Annotated in this window: 28 protein-coding genes and 1 tRNA gene; 21 read left to right on the top strand and 8 right to left on the bottom strand. The window is 67.9% G+C overall.

The annotated features are described in order from the left end of the window. Positions 1-77: 77 nt before the first annotated feature. From CRO07_RS00135 to CRO07_RS00125, 3 genes are all read left to right on the top strand, one after another. Complete coding sequence (locus tag CRO07_RS00135) at positions 78-833, top strand: energy-coupling factor ABC transporter ATP-binding protein (RefSeq protein ID WP_407919611.1); 756 nt, start codon at positions 78-80, stop codon at positions 831-833. Then, positions 808-1,404 (top strand): energy-coupling factor transporter transmembrane component T, encoded by a 597-nt coding sequence (locus CRO07_RS00130; RefSeq protein WP_097028670.1) that lies wholly within the window; start codon positions 808-810, stop codon positions 1,402-1,404. The genes CRO07_RS00135 and CRO07_RS00130 overlap by 26 nt, the downstream gene beginning before the upstream one ends. A gap of 70 nt (positions 1,405-1,474) precedes the next feature. Continuing rightward, complete coding sequence (locus tag CRO07_RS00125) at positions 1,475-2,020, top strand: biotin transporter BioY (RefSeq protein ID WP_097028669.1); 546 nt, start codon at positions 1,475-1,477, stop codon at positions 2,018-2,020. A gap of 81 nt (positions 2,021-2,101) precedes the next feature. Here CRO07_RS00125 and metF read toward each other — a convergent pair whose 3' ends face one another. Beyond that, on the bottom strand, positions 2,102-2,968 hold the full coding sequence (gene metF, locus CRO07_RS00120) for a methylenetetrahydrofolate reductase [NAD(P)H] (RefSeq protein WP_097028668.1): 867 nt from the start codon (positions 2,966-2,968) through the stop codon (positions 2,102-2,104). Positions 2,969-3,061: 93 nt separating this feature from the next. Between metF and CRO07_RS00115 the strand changes: the two genes are divergently transcribed. From CRO07_RS00115 to CRO07_RS00105, 3 genes are all read left to right on the top strand, one after another. Continuing rightward, positions 3,062-3,967, top strand: a complete 906-nt coding sequence (locus tag CRO07_RS00115; protein WP_097028667.1) for a LysR family transcriptional regulator — start codon at positions 3,062-3,064, stop codon at positions 3,965-3,967. Between the two features lie 229 nt (positions 3,968-4,196). Beyond that, positions 4,197-5,705, top strand: a complete 1,509-nt coding sequence (locus CRO07_RS00110; protein WP_097028666.1) for an inorganic phosphate transporter — start codon at positions 4,197-4,199, stop codon at positions 5,703-5,705. 92 nt (positions 5,706-5,797) lie between these two features. Then, a complete protein-coding gene (locus CRO07_RS00105; RefSeq protein ID WP_097028665.1) occupies positions 5,798-6,583 on the top strand; it encodes an inositol monophosphatase family protein in 786 nt (261 codons plus the stop codon). A gap of 107 nt (positions 6,584-6,690) precedes the next feature. On the opposite strand, the gene CRO07_RS00100 is transcribed toward CRO07_RS00105, so the two are convergent. Together CRO07_RS00100 and putA are read right to left on the bottom strand one after the other, a co-directional pair. Further along, positions 6,691-7,431 carry a rhomboid family intramembrane serine protease gene (locus CRO07_RS00100; protein WP_097028664.1) on the bottom strand — a complete coding sequence of 247 codons (741 nt, stop codon included), beginning with the start codon at positions 7,429-7,431 and terminating at the stop codon, positions 6,691-6,693. Positions 7,432-7,470: 39 nt separating this feature from the next. Further along, entirely contained in the window at positions 7,471-10,881 is a 3,411-nt protein-coding gene (gene putA, locus CRO07_RS00095; protein WP_097028663.1) for a bifunctional proline dehydrogenase/L-glutamate gamma-semialdehyde dehydrogenase PutA, read from the bottom strand. A 105-nt stretch (positions 10,882-10,986) separates the two neighbouring features. On the opposite strand from putA, the gene CRO07_RS00090 reads away from it, so the two are divergent. Beyond that, on the top strand, positions 10,987-11,448 hold the full coding sequence (locus CRO07_RS00090; RefSeq protein WP_097028662.1) for an Lrp/AsnC family transcriptional regulator: 462 nt from the start codon (positions 10,987-10,989) through the stop codon (positions 11,446-11,448). 133 nt (positions 11,449-11,581) lie between these two features. Here CRO07_RS00090 and CRO07_RS00085 read toward each other — a convergent pair whose 3' ends face one another. After that, the gene (locus tag CRO07_RS00085) at positions 11,582-13,594 is read right to left on the bottom strand and encodes an elongation factor G (protein ID WP_097028661.1); all 2,013 of its coding nucleotides are present in this window, start codon (positions 13,592-13,594) and stop codon (positions 11,582-11,584) included. 237 nt (positions 13,595-13,831) lie between these two features. Between CRO07_RS00085 and hisB the strand changes: the two genes are divergently transcribed. Both hisB and hisH read left to right on the top strand, forming a co-directional pair. Further along, positions 13,832-14,419: an imidazoleglycerol-phosphate dehydratase HisB gene (gene hisB, locus CRO07_RS00080; RefSeq protein WP_097028660.1), complete on the top strand. Its 588-nt coding sequence runs from the start codon at positions 13,832-13,834 to the stop codon at positions 14,417-14,419. Further along, positions 14,419-15,054 carry an imidazole glycerol phosphate synthase subunit HisH gene (hisH, locus tag CRO07_RS00075; protein WP_097028659.1) on the top strand — a complete coding sequence of 212 codons (636 nt, stop codon included), beginning with the start codon at positions 14,419-14,421 and terminating at the stop codon, positions 15,052-15,054. Before hisB ends, hisH begins: the two co-directional genes overlap by 1 nt. 94 nt (positions 15,055-15,148) lie before the next feature. Here the strand turns inward: hisH and CRO07_RS00070 are convergent, their stop codons facing one another. Beyond that, positions 15,149-15,529, bottom strand: coding sequence for a DUF2147 domain-containing protein (locus CRO07_RS00070; RefSeq protein ID WP_097028658.1), 381 nt, complete (start codon positions 15,527-15,529; stop codon positions 15,149-15,151). A gap of 144 nt (positions 15,530-15,673) precedes the next feature. Between CRO07_RS00070 and hisA the strand changes: the two genes are divergently transcribed. The 3 genes from hisA to CRO07_RS00055 all read left to right on the top strand — a co-directional run bounded on the left by hisA (position 15,674) and on the right by CRO07_RS00055 (position 17,573). Beyond that, positions 15,674-16,393, top strand: coding sequence for a 1-(5-phosphoribosyl)-5-[(5-phosphoribosylamino)methylideneamino]imidazole-4-carboxamide isomerase (hisA, locus tag CRO07_RS00065; protein ID WP_097028657.1), 720 nt, complete (start codon positions 15,674-15,676; stop codon positions 16,391-16,393). Positions 16,394-16,503: 110 nt separating this feature from the next. After that, complete coding sequence (gene hisF / locus CRO07_RS00060; protein WP_097028656.1) at positions 16,504-17,265, top strand: imidazole glycerol phosphate synthase subunit HisF; 762 nt, start codon at positions 16,504-16,506, stop codon at positions 17,263-17,265. Next, on the top strand, positions 17,262-17,573 hold the full coding sequence (locus tag CRO07_RS00055) for a phosphoribosyl-ATP diphosphatase (protein ID WP_097028655.1): 312 nt from the start codon (positions 17,262-17,264) through the stop codon (positions 17,571-17,573). Before hisF ends, CRO07_RS00055 begins: the two co-directional genes overlap by 4 nt. A 41-nt stretch (positions 17,574-17,614) precedes the next feature. Here CRO07_RS00055 and CRO07_RS00050 read toward each other — a convergent pair whose 3' ends face one another. Both CRO07_RS00050 and rlmB read right to left on the bottom strand, forming a co-directional pair. Continuing rightward, positions 17,615-18,040, bottom strand: a complete 426-nt coding sequence (locus CRO07_RS00050) for a CoA-binding protein (protein WP_097028654.1) — start codon at positions 18,038-18,040, stop codon at positions 17,615-17,617. A 156-nt stretch (positions 18,041-18,196) separates the two neighbouring features. Then, positions 18,197-18,982 carry a 23S rRNA (guanosine(2251)-2'-O)-methyltransferase RlmB gene (rlmB, locus tag CRO07_RS00045; protein ID WP_097028653.1) on the bottom strand — a complete coding sequence of 262 codons (786 nt, stop codon included), beginning with the start codon at positions 18,980-18,982 and terminating at the stop codon, positions 18,197-18,199. A gap of 118 nt (positions 18,983-19,100) precedes the next feature. On the opposite strand from rlmB, the gene CRO07_RS00040 reads away from it, so the two are divergent. Further along, positions 19,101-19,184: transfer RNA gene (locus tag CRO07_RS00040), tRNA-Tyr, on the top strand. A 60-nt stretch (positions 19,185-19,244) separates the two neighbouring features. Here the strand turns inward: CRO07_RS00040 and CRO07_RS00035 are convergent. Beyond that, entirely contained in the window at positions 19,245-19,922 is a 678-nt protein-coding gene (locus CRO07_RS00035; RefSeq protein ID WP_097028652.1) for an IS1595 family transposase, read from the bottom strand. Here CRO07_RS00035 and CRO07_RS18575 point away from each other — a divergent pair. From CRO07_RS18575 to CRO07_RS00005, 8 genes are all read left to right on the top strand, one after another. After that, on the top strand, positions 19,881-21,437 hold the full coding sequence (locus tag CRO07_RS18575) for a hypothetical protein (RefSeq protein ID WP_176504450.1): 1,557 nt from the start codon (positions 19,881-19,883) through the stop codon (positions 21,435-21,437). The two genes, CRO07_RS00035 and CRO07_RS18575, sit on opposite strands and share 42 nt — an antisense overlap. Continuing rightward, positions 21,385-22,503 (top strand): PLxRFG domain-containing protein, encoded by a 1,119-nt coding sequence (locus CRO07_RS00030; protein ID WP_176504449.1) that lies wholly within the window; start codon positions 21,385-21,387, stop codon positions 22,501-22,503. The genes CRO07_RS18575 and CRO07_RS00030 overlap by 53 nt, the downstream gene beginning before the upstream one ends. A gap of 226 nt (positions 22,504-22,729) precedes the next feature. Beyond that, positions 22,730-23,038: a hypothetical protein gene (locus tag CRO07_RS00025; RefSeq protein WP_097028650.1), complete on the top strand. Its 309-nt coding sequence runs from the start codon at positions 22,730-22,732 to the stop codon at positions 23,036-23,038. After that, a complete protein-coding gene (locus tag CRO07_RS19280; protein ID WP_268876221.1) occupies positions 23,025-23,156 on the top strand; it encodes a hypothetical protein in 132 nt (43 codons plus the stop codon). Before CRO07_RS00025 ends, CRO07_RS19280 begins: the two co-directional genes overlap by 14 nt. Positions 23,157-23,160: 4 nt before the next feature. Then, positions 23,161-23,799, top strand: a complete 639-nt coding sequence (locus tag CRO07_RS00020; RefSeq protein WP_235840888.1) for an NlpC/P60 family protein — start codon at positions 23,161-23,163, stop codon at positions 23,797-23,799. A 10-nt stretch (positions 23,800-23,809) separates the two neighbouring features. Beyond that, complete coding sequence (locus CRO07_RS00015; protein ID WP_097028649.1) at positions 23,810-24,070, top strand: spike base protein, RCAP_Rcc01079 family; 261 nt, start codon at positions 23,810-23,812, stop codon at positions 24,068-24,070. A gap of 1 nt (position 24,071) precedes the next feature. Then, positions 24,072-24,497 (top strand): hypothetical protein, encoded by a 426-nt coding sequence (locus CRO07_RS00010; RefSeq protein WP_097028648.1) that lies wholly within the window; start codon positions 24,072-24,074, stop codon positions 24,495-24,497. Beyond that, positions 24,497-26,194, top strand: coding sequence for a hypothetical protein (locus tag CRO07_RS00005; RefSeq protein WP_097028647.1), 1,698 nt, complete (start codon positions 24,497-24,499; stop codon positions 26,192-26,194). Before CRO07_RS00010 ends, CRO07_RS00005 begins: the two co-directional genes overlap by 1 nt. Positions 26,195-26,284: the final 90 nt, after the last annotated feature.

Here is a 26,284-nt window from a genome sequence, read left to right as displayed (position 1 = left end):
AATCGGCGGTGTCGCGGGCGGGCCACGGCGGCGATCGCGGCAGGACGGGCTGGCCTTGGGCGCCCGCCCGAATTATGATGCGCGACATGGGCCATGGCACGACAGATCCGCCGACAGGGGCAATCACGCTTCACCGCGCGTCCTATGGCGTGCAGGGGCGCCCGATCCTGCAAGACATCACCCTGTCCCTGACCGAGCGTCGGATCGGCATCCTTGGCCGCAACGGTTCGGGCAAGACCACGCTTCTGCGGCTGATGGCGGGGCTTGTCGCGCCCACGGCCGGGACGGTCACGGTCGAGGGGATGGACCCGGCCGCCGACCGGCGCGGGATGCTGCGGGCGCTGGGCATCCTGTTCCAGAACCCTGATCACCAGATCATCTTCCCCACGGTGATCGAGGAATTGTCCTTCGGCCTGCGCCAGCAGGGCCATAGCGCCGCCGCTGCCGCCGCCGCCGCGCAGGCGGTGCTGGCGGCACATGGCCGCGCGCATTGGGCGCCCGCGCCGGTGGCCAGCCTGTCGCAGGGCCAGCGCCAGCTTGTCTGCCTGCTGGCCGTGCTGGCGATGCGTCCGCGGACGATCCTGCTGGACGAGCCCTTTTCGGGGCTGGATCTGCCGATGCAGATCCGCCTGACCCGGTTGCTGGACGGGCTGCCGCAGCGGCTGATGACAATCACCCACGATCCGCGTGTCGTGGCGGGCCATGACCGGGTGATCTGGCTGGACGAGGGCCGCCTGCGCGCGGATGGGCCGGCGGCCGAGGTCGCCGCCGCCTATCAGGCCGAGATGGAGCGGTTGGGGGCGCTGGATGCTGACGCTGACATCCCCGGTTGAGACGCGGCTGCACCGCTTGCCGGCGGGCGCGAAACTGGCCGCGCTGGCGCTGGCGACGGTCGCGATCACGCCGGTTGCGGGGGTGGCTCCGGCCCTTGGGGTCACGGCCGCGGTGGCGGGGCTGTATCTGGCGCAGGGCTGGCGCTTTGCCGGGCATGGGGTGCGGATGCTGCGGCCGCTGTGGCCGTTCCTGCTGATCCTTGCGCTGTGGCACGGCTGGGCCGACGAGATCGCCCGCGGCGCGGTCATCGCGCTGAAACTGGTCGCGGTGGTGGCGCTGGCGAACCTTGTGACCATGACCACCCGGCTGGATGCGATGATTGCGGTTCTGGAACGGCTGGCCCGGCCCTTTGCGCGCCTTGGCCTGTCGCCGCGGGTGCTGGCGGTCAGCATCGCGCTTGTCATCCGCTTTACCCCGGTGCTACTCGCCCGGGCAGAGCGGCTGGCCGAGGCGTGGCGCGCCCGAAGTCCGCGCCGCCCGAACTGGCGGCTGGTGGTGCCGCTGGCGCTGGGGGCGCTGGACGATGCCGAACAGGTGGCCGAGGCGCTGCGCGCCCGCGGGGGCCTGTGACGGACCGACGGGGAACAACGGATGGCCGGGGCGCCGCGCGCCTGCGGCAGAAGTCAGGGAAAGGAACAGGATGGAACGCAACGTGGCCTATATCGCGCTGTTTGCGGCGCTGATCGCGGTTCTGGGCCTTGTGCCGCAGATCACGCTGATGTCGGGGGTGCCGATCACGGCGCAGTCGCTGGGCGTGATGCTGTGTGGGGCGGTGCTGGGGGCGCGCAAGGGGGCGCTGGCGGTGCTGTTGTTTCTGGTGCTGGTGTTTCTGGGCCTGCCGCTGTTGTCGGGCGGCCGCGGCGGCATCGGCGTGCTGGCGGGGCCCACGGCGGGCTTTGTCGTGGGCTTCCCGGTGGCGGCCTTCGTCACCGGACTTGTGGTCGAGAAATGGCGCTCGGCGCCGGTGGTTCTGGCTGCCTTCGTGGGCGCGGTGCTGGGGGGCGTCGTGGTGCTTTACGGCTTCGGCCTTGTCGGCATGGCGCTGAAGCTGGGCAAGACCCTGCCCGAAACCGCGATGCTGCTGACCCCCTTCGTGGCCGGCGACCTGCTGAAAACCGCCATCGCGGCGCTGATCACCAAGGGGCTGTCGCAGGTGCGCCCGGGCGTGCTGCTGTCGCGGTCCTGACCGGGCCATGACGCCGGATGCAGAAAAGCCCGGGATGCGATCCGCATCCCGGGCTTTTTGTTTCCAGCGGCAAACCCCGCCTCAGGCCACGTTTTGCAGCGCGACATCCGGCAGGATGCCAAGCGCATGACAGACTTCGCGGGTCAGCGTCGGACGGTTCAGGGTGTAGAAATGCAGATCCTCGACCCCTTCGCCCAGCAGCTTGTCGCAAAGCTCGGTGCACAGCGCGACCGAGAACAGCTCTTCGCGGTCGTCACGTTTGGCATGGGCAAAAGCCTCGTCCAGCCAGCCCGGCACTTGCGATCCGCAGCGGGCGGCAAACTTCTTCACGCCGTTCCAGTTGTCGATCGGCAGGATGCCGGGAATGATCGGCGCGGTGATCCCTTCCTTCACGCACAGGTCGCGGAAGCGCAGGAAGGTTTCGGCCTCGAAGAAGAACTGGGTGATGGCCGAGGTCGCGCCGGCCTCGATCTTGCGCTTCAACCAGCGGACATCGGCCAGCGTATCGGCCGAGTCGGGATGCGGTTCAGGATAGGCGCCGACGCGCAGCTTGAACTTGCCGGTGGCGGCCAGTGCCTCGACCAGTTCGATGGAACTGGCGAAGCCCTCGGGATGGGGGGTGAAGCGTTCGGCACCCTTGGGCGCGTCGCCCCGCAGTGCCACGATCTCGGTCACGCCGACTTCGGCGTAGGAATTGGCGATTTCCAGCGTCTCGGCCTTCGTGGCATCGACGCAGGTCAGATGCGCGGCCACGTTCAGCTTGTAATGAGTGTGGATCGTGGCCACCGCATCATGGGTCAGCTTGCGGGTGGTTCCGCCCGCGCCATAGGTGACCGAGACGAAATCGGGTTTCAGGGGCGCCAGCATCTGCGCCGTCTCCCACAGCCGGAACGACGCTTCCAGCGTCTGGGGCGGGAAGAATTCGAACGAGATACGCGGTCTGGCCATGGATAGTCTCCTGTTCCTTGCCACCCTTGTCGCAGCTTCGGCCATGTGAGACAAATTCATAATACTCAAGATCAATATGAGGCGAACCGTAGCATGCACCTCGAACTTCGCCACCTTCGCACCATCCGCGCGATCCATCAGGCGGGGGGGCTGGCGCGGGCGGCCGACATGCTGAACATGACGCAATCGGCGCTGTCGCATCAGGTCAAGGGGCTGGAAGATCAAGCCGGGATCGAACTTTTCGTCAGGCGGTCCAAGCCCTTGAAGCTGTCGGCTGCCGGTGTGCGGATGCTGCGGCTGGCCGAACGCATCCTGCCCGAGATCGACGCGCTGGAAGACGAGTTCCGCGCCCTGCGCTCGGGGCGGACGGGGCGGCTGCATATCGCCATCGAATGCCATGCATGTTTCGAATGGCTGTTCCCGGTGCTGGAACTGTTCCGCCACGCCTGGCCCGAGATCGACGTGGACATCCGCGCGGGCCTCGCCTTCGAGGCCCTGCCCGCCTTGATGCGCGAAGAGGTGGACCTTGTGATTTCCTCGGACCCGGTGACGGTCGAGGGGATGACCTTCAACCCGCTGTTCGACTATCATCCGACCTTTGTCGCCGCCGCCGCGAACCCGTTGGCGCAAAAGGATTTCATCGCGGCCGAGGATTTCCGCGACCAGATGCTGATCACCTATCCGGTGTCGCGCGACCGGCTGGATGTCTTCACCGAACTGCTGACCCCGGCCAAGGTCGAACCCCGCGGCACCCGGCAGGTGGAACTGACGGCGGTGATCCTGATGCTGGTGGCGTCGAATCGGGGGGTGTCGGTGCTGCCCGACTGGGTCTTGCGCGATATTCGCAGCCATTCCGACTATGTGACCCGCCCGCTGGGGCCGCAGACCGTGACCAAGCGGCTTTACGCCGCCACCCGCACCGAGGATGCGACCAAGCCCTTCATGGCGCATTTCCTGCGGCTGGGCCGAAGCGAGCCGGTGAAACTGCAACGCGCCTGACCCCGCACGGCGCGTCAGCCAGAACCTGCGACGGGCATCGATCGCCCCGTGTGGTGCCCATCGGCCAGAACGCCTGCATGACCGGCCCGGACCGCCCGGCGGGGGCGCCTGACGTGACAGAACGGCCGCCCCCCCGGCTGGGGACAGGCCCGAGAGAGTCGTAAACGGATTGCTGGAATCAGCCATTCAGGATACCTCCCGCGCGCGACAGAAAGATGACAGGTCACGCATGACGAACCCTCCCACCCCGCCCCTCGCGGGGGCCGACCGGCCCGCAAAGCCGGTCAACCAATGGAAAACACTGGACAAGGATCTCAGGCGGATCAGCCAGTTGGAGCAGGCGACGCAATTCGTCGGCCGCCCGCTGGTCGCGATCGGAATCGCGCTTGTTTTCATCGTGTTCTGCGGTGTCGCGGCCTCGATTCTGGCCGGGGGGGCAAACGGCACGCTGATCATCGTGGCGGCCGCCACCATCGGCGCCTATATGGCGCTGAACATCGGCGCCAATGACGTGGCCAACAACATGGGCCCCGCAGTGCGCGCCAATGCGCTGACCATGGGCGGCGCGCTGGCCATCGCCGCAGTGTTCGAGATCTCTGGCTCGTTGATCGCGGGCGGTGAGGTGGTCAGCACTATTTCCGGCGGGATCGTGCATCCCGAAACCGTGGCCGATCCGGACACGTTCATCTGGGTGATGATGTCGGCGCTTTTGGCGGCCGCGGTCTGGCTGAACCTTGCCACCGCCAGCGGGGCGCCGGTCTCGACCACCCATTCCATCGTCGGCGGCGTCATGGGGGCTGGGATCGTCGCGGCCGGCGTCGGTGCGGTAAACTGGCCCACCATGGGCCAGATCGCGGCAAGCTGGGTGATCTCGCCGGTGCTGGGCGGCATTTTCGCCGCGCTGTTTCTGGCCGTCATCAAGAACCGCCTGATCGAACGCGAGGACAAGATCGCCGCCGCCCGGTTCTGGGTGCCGCTGCTGATCGGGGTCATGTGCGGCACCTTCACGACCTATATCGCGATGAAGGGCCTGAAAAAGCTGATGGCGATCGATCTGGGCACCGCCATCCTGCTGGGGCTGGCGGTGGGGGTCGCGGTGACGCTGCTGACCCGCCCGCATGTGCGGCGCCAGTCCGAAGGGATGGAGAACCGCAAGAAATCGCTGAAGAAACTGTTCGGCCTGCCGCTGGTGATCTCGGCGGCGCTGCTGTCGTTCGCGCATGGCGCCAACGATGTGGCCAACGCCGTGGGGCCGCTGGCGGCCATCGTGCATACGGTGTCGGAACACGACACCGCCTCGCAGGTGACGATTCCGTTCTGGGTCATGGCGATCGGCGCGGCGGGGATCTCGTTCGGGCTGGTGCTGTTCGGGCCGAAACTGATCCGCATGGTCGGCACCGAGATCACCAAGCTGAATCCGATGCGCGCCTATTGCGTGGCGCTGTCTGCGGCGATCACGGTGATCTTGGCCTCGGCGCTGGGGTTGCCGGTGTCGTCAACCCATATCGCAGTGGGGGGCGTGTTCGGCGTGGGCTTCTTCCGCGAATGGTATGCCGAACGGCGTGCCCGCGCGCTGGGGCTGCAAAAGGGCAAACCCGTCCCGCAAGATGAACGCGGCCGGCGCAAGCTGGTCCGCCGCGCGCATTTCCTGAACATCGGCGCGGCCTGGGTCATCACCGTACCCGCCACTGCCGTGATCGCTGCACTGCTGTTTTTGCTGCTGGACCGGCTGACCTGATCCCTGTTCTACCCGATGCGGGACGCAAGCGCCCTTTCCTTCGCGCGCGTCCCGCCTTATAGCAGCGCCCTTGAACGGATGGAGCCGGACGGATGCAAGGCAGCGCGAACCTCAACCTGATGATCAAGGCCGCCCGCAAGGCCGGCCGCTCGCTTGTGAAGGACTTCCGCGAGGTCGAGAACCTTCAGGTCTCATCGAAAGGCCCGGGCGACTTCGTGTCCAAGGCCGACCGCGAGGCCGAGCGCATCATCCGCGAGGAACTGATGGGCGCCCGCCCGACCTATGGCTGGGTCGGCGAGGAAACCGGGGAAGCCGAAGGCCAGGACCCCACCCGGCGCTGGATCGTCGATCCGCTGGACGGCACGACGAACTTCCTGCATGGCCTGCCGCACTGGGCGGTGTCGATCGCGCTGGAACACAAGGGCGAGATCGTCGCCGGCGTGATCTTCGACGCCGCCAAGGACGAGATGTTCTGGGCCGAAAAGGGTGCCGGCGCCTGGATGAACGAAAGCCGGCTGCGCGTCTCGGGTCGCCGCCACATGATCGAGGCGATCTTTGCCACCGGCGTGCCGTTCGGCGGCCGCCCGGCCCTGCCGGCCGCGCTTCAGGATCTGGCCCGGCTGATGCCCACCTGTGCGGGCGTGCGGCGCTGGGGTTCGGCCGCGCTGGATCTGGCCTATGTCGCGGCCGGCCGCTACGACGGCTATTGGGAACGCGGGATCAGCGCCTGGGACGTGGCCGCGGGCATCGTGCTGGTGCGCGAAGCCGGCGGGCTGATTTCCGGCATCCGCGAGGATCAGAACCCGCTGGATGGCGCGCTGATCTGCGGCAACCAGAACCTGTTCGAACCCTTCCGCAAGATCATCCGCGCCGAGTGATCGCCGCCGGCGTGACGCTGTGGCCCGGCTGTGGCCGCAGCGGGCCGATCCGTCCTCCACGGCCCGCCGGAACACTCGCACGGGGGTAGCCGTGCTGCCGGTGCGCCTTAGCGCCGCCGCCGGATCAACGGCACGTCCGACCGCGGCAGGGTCGCCTCGGGGTGGGGTGGGGCGCCCTGCGTCCGGCCCCAGAAGCCCGGCCCGCCAAGCACCAGCCAGACCGGCAGCGTCAGCGCCACCCCCGCCAGGAACCCGCCGGCATGGGCCCAATAGGCCACGCCCCCCACATCCGAGGGCGCGGCAAATCCCCCCAGCAGTTGCAGCCCGAACCACAGCCCCAGCATGATGAAGGCCGGCACCGGCAGGATGCGGAAGAAGACCACGAAGATGATCAGCACATCCACCTTCGCGCGGGGAAACAGCAGCAGATAGCCGCCCATCACCCCGGCGATGGCACCCGACGCCCCCACCATCGGAATCCACGACCCCGGATCGGCCAACACCTGCCCCCCGGCCGCCGCCAGCCCCGCCAGCAGGTAGAAGGCGGCAAAGCCAAGATGGCCCATCACATCTTCCAGATTGTCGCCGAAGATGTATAGAAACAACATGTTGCCCAGCAGATGCGCCCAGCCGCCATGCAGGAACATCGAGGTGACCAGCCCCGACAGGCCATCGCCCTGCGTGACCTCGCCGGGCACCAGCCCCCAGTCGAAATACGACCGCTCCAGCACCTGTTGCGAGGGCGCGCCATACCACATCAGCAGGAAGATCCCGACATTGGCCGCGATCAGCGCCCAGGTCACATAGGGCGTCCGGCCGGACGGGTTGTGGTCGCGGATCGGGAACATCGTCGCAGCGTTTCCGATCCCCCCGCCCGCGTCAACCCGTCAGATGCCCGAAGCCGCCGCCAGCAGGTCGGCATTGCCCCCCGAGGCGGTGGTGTCGATGCACAGATGCCGCTCGACCGCGACATGCGCTTCGTCGGGCAGGCCGCCGATCAGCGGCAGGATCGGCCCTGCGCGCCCCGCCAGCGCCTGCGCATGGGGCCGCCCCACCCCGGCCGGCGCCCAGAGCAGCGCGCCGGCAAAACCGCGCAGCCGGCCCAGCGCCTCGGGCGGCAGGCCCGGCGCCTCGATCGCCAGCCCGCCCAGATCGCGCACCGCTTGCGCCTGCACCGCCGCAGCCCCGGCCCCCGGCCCAAGGCACAGCAGCGGCGGCCGGCGGAACGACGACAGCCGGTTCGATTCGCCCGTGGGCCCCGGCATGTCGCGCGACCCCAGAGGCATCCCGGCCGGGGCGGCATCCAGCGCGGCCTGAACCGCCGCCTCGGACGTGCTGGCGCCATCCGCCTCGGTCAGGGGCGCGGGCCGGGCGCAGAACCGCGCCAGATAGGCCGGCCCGCCCGCCTTCGGCCCGGTGCCCGACAGGCCCTCGCCGCCAAAGGGCTGGCTGCCCACCACCGCACCGATCTGGTTGCGGTTGACATAGATGTTGCCGACGCGCAGCCGCTCGACGATGTGCTGCACGCGGTCGTCGATGCGGCTGTGCAGACCGAAGGTCAGCCCATAGCCGGTGGCGTCGATCTCATGGATCACCCGGTCAAGCTCGGCGGCGCGGAAGGTTGCAACATGCAGCACCGGGCCGAAGATCTCTCGCCCCATCCCGGCGATACCGTCCACGCGGATCACGGTGGGGCCGACGAAGGTGCCCCCCGCGGGCGCCGGCAGTTCCTTCAGCACCCGGCCCTTGGCGCGGGCCGCAGCGATCCAGTCGCGGATCGTGCCCTGCGCCTCGGCATCGATCACCGGGCCCACATCGGTCGCCAGATCCCACGGATCGCCCAGCGCCAGTTCGTCCATCGCGCCAAACAGCATGTCCAGCACGGTTTCGGCCACATCCTCTTGCAGATACAGGCAGCGCAGCGCCGAACAGCGTTGCCCTGCCGACTGAAAGCCAGAGGCCAGAATGTCGCGCACCGCCTGTTCCGGCAGCGCGGTCGAATCGACGATCATCGCGTTCAGCCCGCCGGTCTCGGCAATCAGTGGTGCCGCGGGATCAAGGTGATCTGCCATCGCCCGCCGGATCGCCAGTGCGGTTTCGGTCGAGCCGGTAAAGGCCACGCCCCCCACCCGCGGATCGCGCGTCAGCGCCGCGCCCACCGTCGCGCCCTCGCCCGGCAGCAGTTGCAGCGCCGTCATCGGCACGCCCGCGCGATGCAGCAGATCGACCGCATGGGCCGCGATCAGCGGCGTCTGTTCGGCGGGCTTGGCCACCACCGCATTGCCCGCCATCAGCGCCGCCGCGATCTGGCCGGTAAAGATCGCAAGGGGAAAGTTCCACGGGCTGATGCAGACCACGGTGCCCAGAGGCACGGCCCGAAGCCCTTCGCCTTCGGCAGCGTAATAGCGCAGAAAATCCACCGCCTCGCGCAATTCGCCCACCGCATCGGGCAGGGTCTTGCCGGCCTCGCGCGCCAGAAGCGCGAAGATCGCGCCGAAATCGGCTTCGAACAGGTCAGCGGCCCGGCGCAACACCTCGGCGCGGTCCTCGGGCAGGGCCTCCCACGGCAGGGCGTAATGCAGCGCGGTTTCGACATCGGGCGGGGTGGCGGGCACGACATTGCCGACCCGGCTGCCATCGGCGGGATTGCACACCCCCACCCGCAGCCCCCCCGCAAGCGAGCCCGCCAAAAGCGGCCGCGCATCCAGAATCGCCCCGCGGTGCGGCCCGCGCGCGGCCTCGATCCGCGCCAGATCGGCCGCGTCGGTCAGATCGAAGCCGCGCGCGTTCTGCCGACCGTCGAACAGCCCGGCCCCCGTGCGCAGCGCGGGATTGGCGCCCGGCGCCGCCTCCATCGCGGTCAGGGGGCAGGCGGCCACCACATCGGGCGGAACACCCTCATCGACGATCTGATTGACAAAACTGGAATTCGCGCCGTTTTCCAGCAGCCGACGCACCAGATAGGCCAGCAGATCGCGATGCGCCCCCACGGGGGCATAGATCCGGCAGCGGGTGGTTTCCTCGGCCTTGACCAGATCGTGCAGCCGCTCGCCCATGCCATGCAGGCGCTGGAACTCGAACGGGCGGCCCCCGGCCATGTCCAGGATCGCGGCGACAGTATGGGCATTGTGGGTGGCAAACTGCGGATAGATCCGGTCGGTCATCCCGAACAGCTTGCGCGCATTGGCGACATAGCTGACGTCGGTCGCCTGCTTGCGGGTAAAGACCGGGAAATCCGCCAGCCCCAACACCTGCGCGCGCTTCACCTCGCCATCCCAATAGGCACCCTTGACCAACCGGACCATGATCCGCCGATCCAGCCGCGTGGCCAGCGCGTAAAGCCGGTCAAGCACCCAACCCGCACGGCGGCCATAAGCCTGCACCACCACGCCGAACCCGTCCCAGCCCGCCAGAGACGGCTCCTCCAGCGCGGCCTCGATCACCCGAAGCGACAGGTCCAGCCGATCGGCCTCTTCGGCATCGATGTTGAAACCCAGCCCCGCCGCCCGCGCCAACCCCGCCAACGCCTTCACCCGCGGCACCAGTTCGGCCATCACCCGCGCATCCTTGGCCACCTCATAGCGCGGATGCAGCGCCGACAGCTTGACCGAGATCCCCGGATTGTCGCGGATATCACGCGACCGCGCCGCCCCGGCAATGGCGGTGATCGCCCGCGAATAGGCCAGATGATAGCGCCGCGCATCGGCTTCGGTCCGCGCCGCCTCGCCCAGCATGTCATAGCTGTAGGTATAGCCGCGCGCCTCAAGCTCGGCCGCGCGGGCCATCGCGGCCTCGATCGTCTCGCCCAGCACGAACTGGCGGCCCATCTCCTTCATCGCCCGGGCGACGGCCGCACGGATCACCGGCTCGCCCAGACGCTTCACAAGACCGCGCAGATGGCCCGCCACCCCCGGCTCGCGCTCGTCCAGAACCTTGCCCGTCAGCATCAACGCCCAGGTCGAGGCATTGACCAGACTGGACGCCGACCGCCCCAGATGCCGGTTCCAGTCCGAAGGCGCGATCTTGTCCTCGATCAACGCATCCATCGTCTCGGCGTCGGGCACCCGCAACAGCGCCTCGGCCAGACACATCAGCGCAATGCCCTCGTCGGTGGACAGACCATATTCGGCCAGAAACCCCTCCATCAGCCCGGGCTTCGTGGTCTGCCGGATACGCCGCACCAGATCGGCACCACGGGCAACGATCCGGGCACGCGCCGCGGGATCAAGCGCGGCCTCGGCAATCAGACGGACGACAAGCGCGGTTTCATCCGCAGGAAGACAAGGGGCGGCAAGCATGGACGACAAACTCCTGTTTGGCCTATGATACAGGGTAACCCTCAGCCGTTTGTCCCGTTTATCTCCAGAAGACAGCCAAATCGGCCATAATCAAGGCATCTGACAGTGCAAACAGATCCCCCCCTCGACCGGTTCGACCACGCGATCCTGCGCGTCCTTGCCGCCGACGGCCGGATCAGCGCCACCGAACTCGCCCGCCGCATCGGCCTGACGAAATCGCCCACACAGGCGCGGATGAAACGGCTCGAATCGCAAGGCGTCATCACCGGTTACGGCGCCCGGATCGATCCGATCCGCATGGGCCTCGCCCATGTCGCCTTCGTCGAGGTGAAACTCTCGGACACCCGCGAAGCCGCCCTGCAAGCCTTCAACCGCGCCGTCCGCGCCATCCCCGAAGTCGAGGAATGCCACATGATCGCCAGCCGGTTCGACTATCTGCTGAAAGTGCGCACCGCCGACATCCACGACTATCGCCGCACGCTGGGCGAAAAACTCTCGACCCTGCCCCATGTCGCCTCGACCTCGACCCACGTCGCCATGGAATCGGTCAAGGAAACAAGGGGCTGACCCCCAAGCCAAGGCGCCGATCGCCTTACCCTCCCCCTTTCATTCTGGCCCAAATATCCCACGGGGGGTGCGGGGGGCGTGAAGCCCCCCGCGCAACGCCGGCCTCAGGCACCGGCCCCGGACAGGGCAGACCTCAGCCGCCCTGCGCCGCCAGAACGCGCTCGGCCTCGCGACCATGCAACTCCTGCAAATGGTCGAACCGGCAGGCATAGGTTCCCACCCCAAGGCTCTGCGAGCGGATCTCGACGATCAGCCCGTCCATCTCGCCCTGCGGGATCAGCGCCTGCACCTCGTCCCAGCCCGGCCAGCCGGCCTTGGCGTCAAATCCCAGCAACTGCCCACGCCGCCCAGTCACGATACGCTGCACGCGCGGCGTGAACTCGGACGGAACCGAAACCGTCACCGCCAGCACCGGCTCCAGCAACACCGGGCCGCAGCCCGGCATCGCCTCGGACATCGCCTTCTGCGCCGCCTTCTGGAACGCCATGTCGGAGCTGTCGACGGTGTGATAGCTGCCGTCGGTCAGCGTCACCGCGATATCGACGACGGTATGGCCCAGTGGCCCCTTCGCCAGATAGGACTGCACCCCCTTCTCGACCGCGGGAATATAGTTCTTCGGCACCACGCCGCCGGTGATCCGGTCGCCAAAGACGAAACCGTCGCCGCGCGGCTGCGGCCGGATTTCCAGATGGACATCGGCAAATTCGCCATGCCCGCCCGACTGCTTCTTGTGCCGCGCATGGATCGAGGCCGGCGTGGTGATCGTCTCGCGATAGGGAACCGCGGGCTTTGTCGCCACCACGGCCAGCCCGTATTCGTTCTTCATCCGCGACAGCGCGATCTGCAACTGCATCTCGCCCTGCCCGCGCAACACCAGTTCCCCGGTCTCGGCCAGATGCGCCGACGAGATCGACGGATCTTCCTCTGCCAGCCGCGCCAGCGCCGCCGCCAGCTTCACATCGTCGGCCTGCTTCTCGGCCCGGATCGCCAGCGCATGAAGCGGGTCGGGCGGTGCAGGCCAGTCGGCCTCAGCCACGCCCTGCGCGGTCAGCAGATCGCCCGTCGCAGCCCCCGCCATCCGGCCAAGCGAGACGACCTCGCCCGCGACCGCCACCCCCTTCGGCGTGGTCTTGCGCCCCATCAGCGCATTGACCGACCCGACCCGGTCCTGCCCCAGCGTCATCCCGTCGCGCAGCTCGCCCGACCAGACCCGGACCAGCGACATCTTGCCCGACTGCCCGACATAGACTGTGCGGAACACCTGCGCCATCGTGCCCTCGGGGGCGATCCCCAGCCGGTCGGCCGTCGCCTCGACCCCCGGCGCATCGTGGCGCAGCGCCTTCAGCAGCCGCCGGATGCCGTTCTCGTTCTCGGCCGAGCCGAAGAACACCGGCACGATCAGATCCTTTTGCAGATCCCGCGTCAGGCTGGCGTAGATCTCGTCGGTCGAGGGCACCACATCTTCCAGCAGTTCCGCCATCAACCCGTCGTCGAAATCGGCCAGCGCCTCAAGCATCCCGGCCCGCGCCTCGCCTTCCTCGTCCTTCAGCGCATCGGGCATCGCTACCAGATCCGACGGCTTGTGCGGGTTCCAGCGCCACGCCCGTTCGCTGACCAGATCGACCATGCCGGTGACCTTGCCCGCCCCGTCGCGGATCGGGATCTCGCGCAGCACCAAGGGCCGCGACGACACCGCCTGCAACGCCTCGAAGGTGCCGCGGGCGGTGGCCTCGGGCAGGTCCATCTTGTTGATATAGATCAGGTGCGGGATGTTGCGGTCATCCAGAAACCGCAGGATCGGCGACAGCGTCACCGCGCGTTCCGGCATCGGCTCGGCCACGACCACCACGATGTCGGCCACCATCATCGCGCATTGCGCGTCATAGGTCAGCTCGACCGAGCCGGGGCAGTCGATCAGCGACCAGCTCTCGCCCAGATAGTCGAAATTCGCCACCGACAGTTCGGTGCTCATCTGGCGCGCCCGCGCCTCGGGGGCGGCATCGCCCACGGTATTGCCGTCCCTCACGGCGCCGCGCCGGTCGATGGCACCTGCGGCAAACAGAAGATCCTCAAGAAGGGTCGTCTTGCCGCAGGTATAGCTGCCGACCAGTGCGGCGCAGCGTGGGCCTGATGGTTGATGGCTCATGGATCGTTCTCCCATCGCACAATCGGGGGGCAGAGAGGTCCGCAAACACCCCTCTCCGGCGCAGTGTGCGGCTTTGCCGGACAGCTGACCAGCCTTGCGTGGTCCTGCCTGACCGAATTGCTCCACCCGCCCTGCCCCGGCCGCCTTGACATGAATCAATGGAATCCGCCCGAAGCCATGGCCTTCCCACCGCCGGCGCAACTTCCTATAAGGCGGGCAAGTGCAAAGGAGCCGCCCATGCGCAAGGCCGAGATCACTCGCCAGACCGCCGAAACCCGGATCAGCGTCGCCGTGAACCTCGACGGCACCGGGGTCTATGACGTCAAGACCGGCGTGGGCTTCTTCGACCACATGCTGGACCAGTTGGCCCGCCATTCGCTGATCGACATCACCCTGCGGTGCGAAGGGGATCTGCATATCGACGACCACCACACGGTCGAGGATTGCGGCATAGCCCTTGGTCAGGCGCTGACGCAGGCCCTTGGCGACAAGCGCGGCATCCGCCGCTATGGCAGTTTCCATCTGGCGATGGACGACACCCTTGTGCGCGCGGCGCTGGACCTGTCGGGCCGGCCGTGGCTGATCTGCAACCTGCCCTTTCCCACCCAGAAGATCGGCAGCTTCGACACCGAACTGGTGCGTGAATTCTTTCAGGCGCTGTCCACCCATGGCGGCATCACGCTGCATATCGACATGCTGCACGGGCTGAACAGTCACCACATCGCCGAGGCCGCCTTCAAGGCTGTGGCGCGGGCCCTGCGCGAAGCGGTGGAACCCGACCCGCGCCGCGCGGATGCCATTCCGTCCACCAAGGGGATGCTGTGATGCTGACGGTTCTGGTCGATTACGACAGCGGCAACCTGCATTCGGCGGAAAAGGCGTTCCAGCGCATGGCGACCGAAGTGGGCGGCGGCACCGTCCTTGTTTCGGGCAAACCCGAAGACGTGGCCCGCGCCGACCGCATCGTGCTGCCGGGCGATGGCGCCTTTCCCGCCTGCCGCCGGGCACTGGGCAGCTACGGCGGTCTGTCGGAAGCGATCGAGGAAGCAGTGACGGCAAAGGCCCGCCCGTTCCTTGGCATCTGCGTCGGGATGCAGATGATGGCGAGCCGCGGCCTTGAATATCAGGAAACCCCCGGCTTCGGCTGGATCGAGGGCGAGGTGGTCCGCATCGAACCCGAAGGCCACCTGAAAGTGCCGCATATGGGCTGGAACGACCTGACAGTGGACCACCCCCACCCGGTTCTGGAAGGGATCGCGACCGGCGATCACGCCTATTTCGTCCATTCCTATCATTTCCGGGTCAAGCACGACGCCGACCGGCTGGCCCACGTCGATTACGGCGCGGCCATCACCGCCATCGTCGGGCGCGAAACCATGGTCGGCACCCAGTTCCACCCGGAAAAAAGCCAGAAGACCGGCCTGCGGCTGATCGCCAACTTCCTGCGCTGGACCCCCTGACGCAGCCCTGCCCCCCGCCGGGCTGCGCAGCACCCGTCCGCCGCACAAGCCCCCGCCTCAGGACAAGGCCCCGCCGATCGGCAGAACAGCCGCGTCAGCGCAGCCGACTCCAGACCTGACCGCGGCAGAACGGCCCGACACAACCGGACACCTTCAGCCGACTTCCCTGCAACTGCATCTTCGAGCGGTAGACCTTGCCGCTCGACGGCTGCCAGACCTTGCCCTCGCCATAGCTGCCATCGCCCCCAGGCACCATGTCCCAGACCAGAGCCTTGCCCAGATTGGGCGATCTGTATTCGCCGTCGGCATTGAACGTCCGGGTCAGCGTGCCGCAGATCTTCGCCCCGCACGGCGCCATGGTGACATGGGCATAGGCGCCCTCGTCCACCTCGGTCTGCCAGACCCCCACCACCGGATCGGCCAGCGCCGCCCCCGCCACCAGCCCCAGCCCCACCGCCAAAAGCACAGCCTTCATCGCCAACCCTCCCCCGTCCACGACAAGACAAATCATCGCAGCGCCCACCCCCCGCACGCAAGCCTGACGTCAGGTCCGCGCGGGTTCTTGGCAACCGCCCCGTCCCGTGCCAGAAGCCACGCGAACCGAACCCGGAGAGCACCCATGATCCTCTACCCCGCCATCGACCTGAAGGACGGCCAGTGCGTCCGCCTGCTGCGCGGCGAAATGGAGGCCGCAACCGTGTTCGGCGATGACCCCGCCGCCCAGGCCGCCCGCTTCGAAGCCGCGGGCTGCGAATGGGTCCACCTCGTCGACCTCAACGGCGCCTTCGCCGGCCACCCGGTGAACGGCGCCGCGGTCGAGGCGATCCTTGCGCGCCTCACCGTCCCCGCCCAGCTCGGCGGCGGCATCCGCGACATGGCCACCATCGAAATGTGGCTGACAAAGGGCCTCGCCCGCGTCATCCTCGGCACCGTCGCGGTGGAAAATCCCACCCTCGTGCGTGACGCCGCCCGCACCTTCCCCGGCCGCGTCGCAGTCGGCATCGACGCCCGCAAGGGCCGCGTCGCCACCAAGGGCTGGGCCACCGAAACCGACGTCATGGCCACCGACCTTGCGAAATCCTTCGAAGACGCCGGCGTCGCCGCCATCATCTACACCGACATCGACCGCGACGGCGCCATGGCCGGACCCAACATCGAGGCAACCGACGCCCTCGCCCGCGCCGTCACCATCCCGGTGATCGCCTCGGGCGGCGTCTCGTCGATGGCCGACCTGATCGCCCTGCGTGACATCGGCACCATCGCCGGCGCCATCTCGGGCCGCGCACTCTACGACGGCGCCATCGACCTCGCCCGGGCCCTGGAAACCCTGCGCGGCTGACTTTCATTCTGGCCCAAATATCCCGGGGGTGAGCCGCGCCCGCGGCGAGGGGGCAGAGCCCCCTTCCCCCGCCCGGCCCAAGGCGCTAGGACATCCGCAGGAGACCCGCCATGCTCAAGACCCGCATCATCCCCTGCCTGGACGTGGCCGACGGCCGCGTGGTCAAGGGCGTGAACTTCGTCGACCTGCGCGACGCCGGCGACCCGGTCGAGGCCGCCCGCGCCTATGACGCCGCCGGCGCCGATGAACTCTGCTTCCTCGACATCCACGCCACCCACGAAAACCGTGGCACGATGTATGACCTCGTGACCCGCACGGCCGAACAATGCTTCATGCCGCTGACGGTGGGCGGCGGCGTGCGCAGCCATCAGGACGTGCGCGCCCTGCTGCTGGCCGGCGCCGACAAGGTCAGCTTCAACTCGGCCGCCGTCGCGAACCCGGACGTGGTGGCCGAGGCCGCCGACCGCTTCGGCAGCCAGTGCATCGTCGTGGCCATCGACGCCAAGACCGTGGCCCCCGGCCGGTGGGAGATCTTCACCCACGGCGGCCGCCGCGCCACCGGCATCGACGCCGTGGAATTCGCCCGAGAGGTGGCAGGCCGCGGCGCGGGCGAGATCCTGCTCACCTCGATGGACCGCGACGGCACGCGGGCGGGCTTCAACCTGCCCCTGACGCGGGCGATTTCCGACGCCGTGCCGATCCCGGTGATCGCATCGGGCGGGGTCGGCACACTCGATCATCTGGTGGAAGGCGTCACCCTGGGTGGCGCCAGCGCCGTCCTTGCCGCCTCGATCTTCCACTTCGGCGAATTCACCATTGGCGAGGCCAAGGCCCACATGGCTGCCGCCGGCATCCCGGTGCGGCTGGCATGAGCGTCCTTGACCGCCTTGCCGCCACCATCGAGTCGCGCCGCGGTGCCGACCCCGACAGTTCCTGGACCGCCAAGCTTTTGGCCAAGGGCCCCGAGAAATGCGCCGAGAAATTCGGTGAAGAAGCCGTCGAGGCGATCATCGAGGCGGTCAAAGGCGACCGTGCCCGGCTGACCGCGGAAGCTGCCGACGTGCTTTACCATTTGCTGGTGATGCTGGCCGCCCGCGACATCAGCCTTGCCGATGTCAAAGCCGAACTCGAACGGCGCGAGGGCACCTCGGGCGTCGCCGAAAAGGCCGCCCGCGGCTGAACCGGAACGATCGCGGATCGCGCCGAAGGCGTCCGCCGCGGCTAAAGGCCAAGCCGCGGGATCTCGATCGCCGGGCAACGGTCCTGCACCACTGCGACGCCTTGCGCTCCGGCTTCGTCTGCGGCCCCTGCGTGGCGGATGCCCAGTTGCATCCAGATGGTCTTCAGCGCCGGCAGATGCGCCAGCGCCTCGCGCACCACCGCCGGGACATGGTCGGTGCGGCGGAAGATGTCGACCATGTCCACCCCTTCGCCCGCAAGCGCCGCCAGATCGGGGGCAATCGTCTCGCCCAGCGCCTGTTGTCCCGCCTGCCCCGGATTGACCGGGATCACCCGATACCCCTTGGCCTTCAGGAAGGCCGCGACCTCATGGCTTGGCCGGTCGGGATTGGGCGACCAGCCCACCAGCGCGATGGTTCGGGTTTCGCGCAGGATCGCGCACAGGGTTTCATCGCTCGGCTCGATCATGCCCGCCTCCGAAAAAAAATGCGCCCTGACCTGGGGGCCGGGCGCAAGTGCGGAACGAGGGACAGTGAAGGAAGAACGAGGGTTCCGGCCCCGTTCTTCCTGTAACATGGGGGCCACAGCAGCGAAGAAAAGTGCCGCTCGCGCATCCGTGAAGATTTATCTGACGCTGGCGGCATACAGCGCGACCGCCGCGGCATTCGACACGTTCAAAGAGCCGAATCCCCCAAGGGCCGGAATGCGCACCAGCCGATCGCAGGTCTCGCGGGTCTTGTCGCGCAGACCCGGCCCCTCGGCCCCCAGCACAAGGCCCAACGGGCGGCTGCCCACATCGGCCAGCGCCTCGGCCAGCGTCGTTTCAGCCTCGCCATCCAGCCCCAGCAGGACGTATCCCATCGCCTTCAGCGATTCCATCGCCTCGGCCAGGTTCTGAACCCGCAGATAGGGCTGGCGTTCCAGCGCGCCGCTGGCGGTCTTGGCCAGCGCGCCGGTTTCCGGCGCCGAGTGCCGGTGCGGCGCCACCACCGCCCGCGCCCCGAACACCTCGGCCGAGCGCAGCACCGCGCCCACATTGTGCGGGTCCGTCACCCGGTCCAGCAGAACCACCAGCGGCGCCCCCGCCCCCGAAGCCGCAAGATCGTCCAGCCGCCCCCATTCCAGCGGCCGCGCCTCAAGCGCCGCACCCTGATGGACCGAGCCTTCATCAAGCGGCGCAGAAAACTTGCGCGGGTCGACGATCTCGGGTTCGATCCCGCCGGCGGCGATGGCCTCGGCCAGACGGTCAGCGGCATTGCGGGTCAGCACCAACCGAAGCTTTTCGCGGGCCGGGTTCATCAGCGCGTCGCGCACAGCGTGGATACCGAACAGCCAGACGGTTTCCTGCGCAGAGGCGCGGCGGGCGCGCTCCTTGTCGATCACCCAGGCGGGCTTGACGGGTTTCGGCATCGGGATCTCCTGAAAACGGGCCGTAGAATGCGCCGCAAGGCGGGTCGGCGCAAGGCGAAAGAAAAGCGCCGATTGAGGCTTGACCCTACCGTGCCCCTCGGATAATCACGCCGCCAGTGGGCGACGTGCTGCAAGGTGCGGCAGCGGACTGTAACTCCGCCGAGGCGACTCGTGCCTGGTTCGATTCCAGGGTCGCCCACCATTTCACTTTGAAAACATTCGCCGTTATCCCCCAAACAAATCACGCATTAGGCCAGCAGATTCAGTAGTTTGCCGACCGTCGCATCTCCTTTCCGGGCGCGGATCTGAACAGCTCTCGCATTTGCTGAACCACGGGAATCGGGTGCCACTTCAAGTGGCGTGAGGCCTTTCCATTGGCATCCGTCCGGACCTTCTCTGCCGCTTGCCGACGGTTCCAGCGCCACGCGAGTTCATCGAGGTAACGCTGGACGTGAATACCGACGAGGCGATGATAGACGCCCACCCGGGCGCGCTCGACATAGGCCGAAAACGCCTCGGCCGTGTTGATGTGAGCACCTGAAACGGGATCCGCGAAGTTCCTGGCGCTGTGCTTGACGGACAGGTGGTCGAGGAAGCACGCGCCGATCTTGTTGTATGCCTTGTTGCCGTCGGTCATTAGCGTGGTCTCCGGGTCGATCCAGGCATCCACCAGCGGCTTGATGTCCGATCCCTTCAATCCGGGCAGCGTCGCTGCGCGTGCCTTTCCGGCACGCTCCACGGCGACCAGGACGCACTGCTTCTTCGTCCCCTTGCCGCGCTTGTTCTTCTTGCCAGCGCGATACTTGGGCGCCCCGCCGACATAGGTCTCATCGACCTCCACGATGCCGGCGAGCTGGGTTGCGGGCGAGTTGGCCTGACCCATCATCTCGCGGATGGCGTGCCCGATCTTCCAGGCGCATTTCTGGGTGACTCCGATCATCCGCGCAAGGACGACGGAGGAAACCCGCGCGCGGTTATCGGCGAGATCGACGCGAGCGGCACGATGAACGGCCGCGCCGACCTGAACGTGACGATGGAGAATCCGGCGGAGTTCGGGGCGAAGCTGAAAGAAGCCATCGCGGGAATCCGCGAGCGCAGCCCACGCGATGCGGTCGCCGAGCGCACCTCTGCCGGCTTCTCCTGCATGGCCGAGGCGATGCGCCTTGCGGTCGCCGGGGCCGAGCCGGGCGGCGTGCGCGTCGATGAGAGCGGCACCCTGAAGGCCGTGGTCGAGATGGACGCTGGCGACGGCCGTCCGCTCCTGACCGAGATCGAGCTGACCGCCGACACTCCGTTCAGCCCGGATTACACCTATGCTGGTGATGGGAAGTGGCAGATCCAGGAGGATGTGCTGGACGAGAAGGGCAAGCCGGCAAAGGTTCGCAAGGCTGATGGCACCCTTTCCACGCGCAACCAGAAGATCATCCGCACGATCGACCAAGCCGATGTTCCGGTGGCGAGCCGCTGGGGGAAGAACCGCATCGCCATGCTGCGGGATGCGCTGCCAATCCGCGACCTGATGAAGCGCCAGTTCGTGCTGGAGGTGCAGGACGGCACCGAGAAGCAAATCGCGAGGAACCGGGAGAAGCTGAACGCCGCCCACGACGCCTTTGTGAAGGCGCACGGCCCGCTCACCAAGGCCAGCACCGCCCGGATGCTGCTGACGATGCCGGACGGCGCGCTTGCGCTCGGGGCCGAGGAGATTGTTGAGGGCAAGCCGCAGAAGGCGGCCATCATGTCGCGCCGCGTGACCATGCCACCGGCACCGATCACCGCGGCCAAGGATGCGTCGGAAGCCGTCGCCGTCTCGCTGTCTGAGCGCGGTGAGATCGACCTTGAGCGCGTCGCCCAGCTGCTCGGGACAGATCAGGCGGGCGCGGAGAAGGCGCTGAGTGAGGGTGAGAGCCCGCGGGCGTTCTTCGACCCGGAAACCGGGCGCTGGGAACCGGCAGACCTCTATCTGTCGGGCCTTGTGCGCCGGAAGCTGAACGCTGCCATCGCCGCCGGGCTGGACGCCAACATCAAGGCGCTCGATGCCGTGCAGCCGCCGCGCTGGGAAGCGGGCGACATCACGCCGAACCTCGGATCGACGTGGATCCCGCCGCAGGTCTATGCCGACTTCCTGAAGCACCTTGGCTACGGCCGTTCTGCGGTGGTGTTCCAGCCGGTCAGCAACTTGTTCGGGGTTCAGGCTGACGGCAATCCGGCATCCCAATGGGCCACCTCGGACCGGGCATTGAGCCCGGCTGAGATTGTCGAGCGCCTTCTGAACAGCGCGCCGCTCAAGGTGACGTACAGGGATTCCGAGGGGAAAACCCACGTCGATGAGGAGGCCACGGCCGAAAGCCAGATCAAGGGCACGGAAATCTTCAACGAGTTCCTCGATTGGGCTTTCCAGTCCGATGACCTTCCTCGCCGCCTACCGTCTGGGCCGGGCCGAAGGCCTCTCCCATGACGCCGCGATCGACAAGGCCGACCGGGTGACGTGGGACACCCACTTCAACTACGAGGCCGATGCGCGCCCGCGCCTTCTGCAGCAGGACTGGCTGCGGGTGGCGCTGACCTTCCGCAACTTCCAGATCAACATGCTCTACCGGCTGTTCCGTGACACGCACCAGGCGATGCACGGGCGCACCGCGGAGGAGCGGCGGGAGGCGCGCATCCAGTTGGGCGGCATCACCATGTCGATGATGTTCCATGTCGGCATCACCGGCACCTGGGGCTATGCCCTGACGGTGGCGCTTCTCGGCATGTTCGCGCCCGGCGGCGGCGACGAGATCGAGGAGGAACTGAAGGAGGGTATCATCTCCATCTTCGGCCCGCAGATCGGCGGCGCGCTCATCAAGGGCGTGCCGGGGCAGGTGACCGGGCTGGATCTGACCAGCCGCCTCGGCATGGCGGAACTTTGGTTCCGCTCGCCCGACCGGCAGATGGAAGGCAAGGACGCCTACGCCTACTGGGTGGAGCAGCTGATCGGCCCGGTTCCCGCGATCGGCGCCAACGTCTTCACCGGGATCGGGCTGGCGGCCGACGGCAACCTCTACCGCGGCGTCGAGACGGCGGTTCCGAAGTCGGTGCGGGACTTGATGAAGGCCTATCGCTACATGGCCGAGGGGGTCACCACCCGGAAGGGCGATCCGGTGCTGGAGTCGGTCTCTCCCGTGCAGGCCTTCTCGCAGGCGATGGGCTTCAGCCCGGCGCAGGTGGCCGAACGCTACGAGATCAACAACCGCCGCATGAACGCGCAGAAGCGGATCGAGGATGATCGGAGCGAGATCCTGAACGAGATCACGAAGGCGGCGCGCGAGGGCCGGCCGCCGCCGCCGAAGGTGATGCGGCAGGTGCAGGAGTTCAACCGGGCCTATCCCTCGTTCGCGATCACGGGCGAGACCGTGCGCCGATCGCTCCGGGCGCGGATCAAGGCCACATCCGACATCAAGGAGGGCGGCGGCATCCGGCTGAACGACAAGATCGAGCGCGAGATCGTCGCCAAGTTCGGCGCCACCACCCTCTACCAGTGAGGCCCCGGCCGCGCCCTTCATCATCTGGCGCGCGCCAGCAACATCTGGTATGGTCACCTCATCCACCGCATAGGATGTGCGGCTTCTGATCGGGCCATAGGCCCCTGATAGGAGCCTCACATGGCATCGAGCAATTCGCCCAGCCCACCGCGCCGCCCCTGGGGGTGCCGCCGTGCCTGATGGAACCACCGGCCTCTGGCAGTCTCTGGCTATCTGGTGGGCGGCAATGGTCGCCTACTTCTCCGGCGATGCCGGCCGCATCCTCATCGCCTCCGGCGCCGGCGGGCTGACCCGCTGGCTGGTCTCCCACCCGCGGCGGATCGTCGACGGGATCGTGGCCGTCATCGTCGGCGTCCTCGTCGGCCGATACCTCTGGCCGCTGGGCCTCTCGACGCTGGGTCTCGAGGAGACGCCCAACAACATCGCCATGGCCGCCTTTGTCACCGGGACGCTCGGAATGAGCGTCCTGCGCATTGTCGCCGCGCAGGTGGAAGCCCGCGCCGCAAAGTTCGGGGGAGGCGATGGCCGGCCGTAAGACGCACCCGCGCCGCGATGCCATCCAGATCGCGCTGAAAGAGGAGGCGCGGACCTGGGTCTGCGTCGTGGCGCTGCTTGTGCTCTGGGGCGCGCTCTCGCACTGGATGGGGGGCTGAGACCGTGAGCGAAGCCGTCAAGATGATCCAGATGGGCCTGCAGGCGCTGGGGTATAGCCCCGGGCTGATCGACGGCCTCGACGGGCCGAAGACCCGCGCCGCGGCGGCGGCCTATGCCAAAGGCGGCGCGAAGGGCGCCACGGCAAACGACGGCGACCTGCCTTGGATGCGCGAGATCCGCAGCGTCTTCGGGCTTCACGAGGTCCGCGACAAGGCGCGGCTCACGGCGTGGCTGAAGGCGGGCAAGTTCCTCGGCGACCCCTCGGACCTGCCCTGGTGCGGGGAAGCGGTGGAATCTGCCTTCGCCCGCGGCCTGCCGGGCGAGCCGCTTCCGGGCGCCCTCGGCGAAAATCCCTTCTGGGCCCGCAACTGGCTCCAGTTCGGCAAGGCTGTCGCCCCGACCTATGGCGCCGTGCTGGTCTTCTCGCGCGACAAGGGCGGCCACGTCGGATTCGCGGTCGGGGAGGATGTCGCCAGCTTCTACGTCCTCGGCGGCAATCAGGGCGACTCCGTCTCGATCGTCCGCATCCACAAGAGCCGGCTGCTCGACAAGGCCCGGTGGCCCACGACCTACCCGCACATCCACAAGCCTCTCCCGCGCATGACGCCGGAGGGCATCCCGCAAAGCGCCAACGAGTTCTGAGGTTCCGCCCATGAAAACGCCCTTCGAGCACCACCAGCCCGGCCTGACCTCGCCCGCAGTGGGCTCCCTCGCCGTGACGCCCTCCGACACCGCCGACCTCGCCAGCGCGATCCGCGCCGTGACCATCGGCGGCGAGGGCGTCATCGCCTGGCTCAACCTGCGCGGCGAGGAGCAGGTGACCGGCACGCTCCCGGCCGGAACCTACCCCCTGCAGGCCAGCCGCATCCTCGCGACAGGCACCACCGCGACCGACATCACGGGCTGGGTCTGAGATGCAACTGGGGTTCGGGGTTTCGCTCACGCGCGGGGGCGGCAAGGCCAAGCCGCTCATCATCACGGCGCTGGTAGCGCCGTCGCTCGGGCCGCTGGCCGTGGGAGACACGACCCAGAGCGCCTACACCGCCGGCGTCTTTGCCAGCGCGGCCGGGGTCATCGTGTCCGCCACCCCGACCTATCTGCTCGACGGCGTGCCGGTGGCTGGCTCGACGGCGGTTGCCGCCGGGCAGGTGGCGCAGGTGGTGGTGCTGGTGACCGACAGCGTCGGCACTACGCGCGTGTTCGCCACCGCGGCCCGCACCGCGGCGCCGCCCCTGATCGCCTGGGTGATCGAGGATGGCGTCGTGCTGTCGATGCCGGTGCCGCCGCCGCCGTTCGTCAACACCGGCGCGGCCGGTAACCCCGTTCTGGAGTATGCCTGATGCCGAAGGTCGTCTACGTTCATAAAGCGACGGGGAAGGCGCATGTCTTTGACGGCGGCGTGCCGTTCCGCCCGGTAGAGCAATTGACCGAGAGCGGGGACTTCGAGGCGTTTTCCGCAGCCGATGCGACGGTTGATGTGTCGGTGGCGGTGGCCGCGCCGACGCTGGCCAATCCGATCACGGTCGCACCGCCCATCGCGCACCCCGGCGACACGATCACGATCACCGTCCCGGCCAATGTCTGGGCCGGGACACCCACGCCGGAATTGTCGATACAGGCGAGTTTCGACGGCGTTGCGGTGCCGATCCCGACCGAGCCGGGCACCTACACCTTCGTGCCGGCTGAGGCCGGCGTTTTCTCTCTCACCTACACCGGGTTCAACCGCATCGGAGAGGATGCGGCGTCGGCGTCTGTCGCGGTCGAGGTGTCGAGCGAGACGATCATCGCCACGCGCGATCCGTCCATCACGGCCGCGCTGGACGGGGTGCTGGCGCAGGACGCGGTGGATCTGGGGGCCTATGTGTCCAGCGCCGGCAGCGTGACCGTCACGCCGGTCTACACGCTTGGCGGGCTGGTCATATCGGGCACGACGCCGCTGGCGGCGCCGCAGGTCTTTGCGGTGACGGTCACCGTCACGGATGACGCAGGATCGCCTGAGATCACGCGCCACCTGTCCGCCACCGTCGAGGTGGGCGTGGATGTGATCGAGGACGCCGACACGACCATCGCCATCACCATCGCCCAGGCCCTCCCCTCCGATCAAGACGTGCCGATCACGGTCACGGCCGAGCCGTGGTATAGCCGGCGCATCGCGGCCGGGCTGACATGGCCTGCGCTGGTGTCGCGGGCGGATCTGACCGCCGGCCCCGTCAATCTGGTCCCCCCGGTGGTGACCGGATCGGCGGATGTGGGCGAGACCCTGACGGCCGATGGCGGGCTGTGGATCTATGCCGAAGCTGACCCCGAGCCGGCGCTGTCCTATCAGTGGATGCGGGGCGCGGCGCCGATCAGCGGGGCGACCGGGCTGGTCTATGTGGTTGATCCCGCCGATGCGGGGGCCGCGATCACGGTGGTCGAGACCGCGACGAGCGGGGCCAAGGTGGCGTCCAGCGTCAGCAATGCCACGGCCATTCCGTCCGACCTGCCGTTCGTGGATGATTTCAACCGGGCGGATCAGCCGTTGACGGCCTCACCGAACTGGACGGCTTTTATCGGGTCGTCGCCGGAAATCGTCGGGGCGGCGGTCAGAACCAATGCGGCGGATGCGGCTGGCAGTCATGCCGCCGTGGCGAACGTCGATCTGCCGGCGGATCAGTATGTGCAGGTGACCGTGCCGGAAAAGCTGAACGTCGCGGTCAACGGCTATTTCTACGCCTTCTTGCGCTGGCAGGATGCCAACAACTGGCTGGGGATGTGGTGGCGGGCCAATGGCGCGACCCGGATTATCAAATCCGTCGGGGGCGTGGTGACGACCATTGTGAACGGCACGTCAGCCACTATCCCGCTGGGCGGCGTGATCCGGGGCGAGGTCCAGGGATCGACACTGCGGATGTTCATCGGAACGACCGTCGTCGCCACGGCGACGGACACCACCTTCCCTGGCGCCGGAAAGGCGGGCGTTGGGTTCATCAACGCCCGCGATGCGGCTGGCCTGCCGCTGGGATCGCTGGACACCTTCGAATGCGGGGCACTGTGATGCGGATCAAGTTCAAAGGCCCCGTCGCGGGCCAGCCTTTCGGCGTGTCGTCTGGCGGCAAATCCGCCTCGGTCACGGAATGGGGCGTGG

Origin of the sequence: Cereibacter ovatus, from assembly GCF_900207575.1 — a bacterium.
GTDB lineage: Bacteria > Pseudomonadota > Alphaproteobacteria > Rhodobacterales > Rhodobacteraceae > Cereibacter_A > Cereibacter_A ovatus.
Note: the sequence above shows the minus strand (reverse complement) of the source record. Positions and strands in the feature narration are given on the sequence as shown.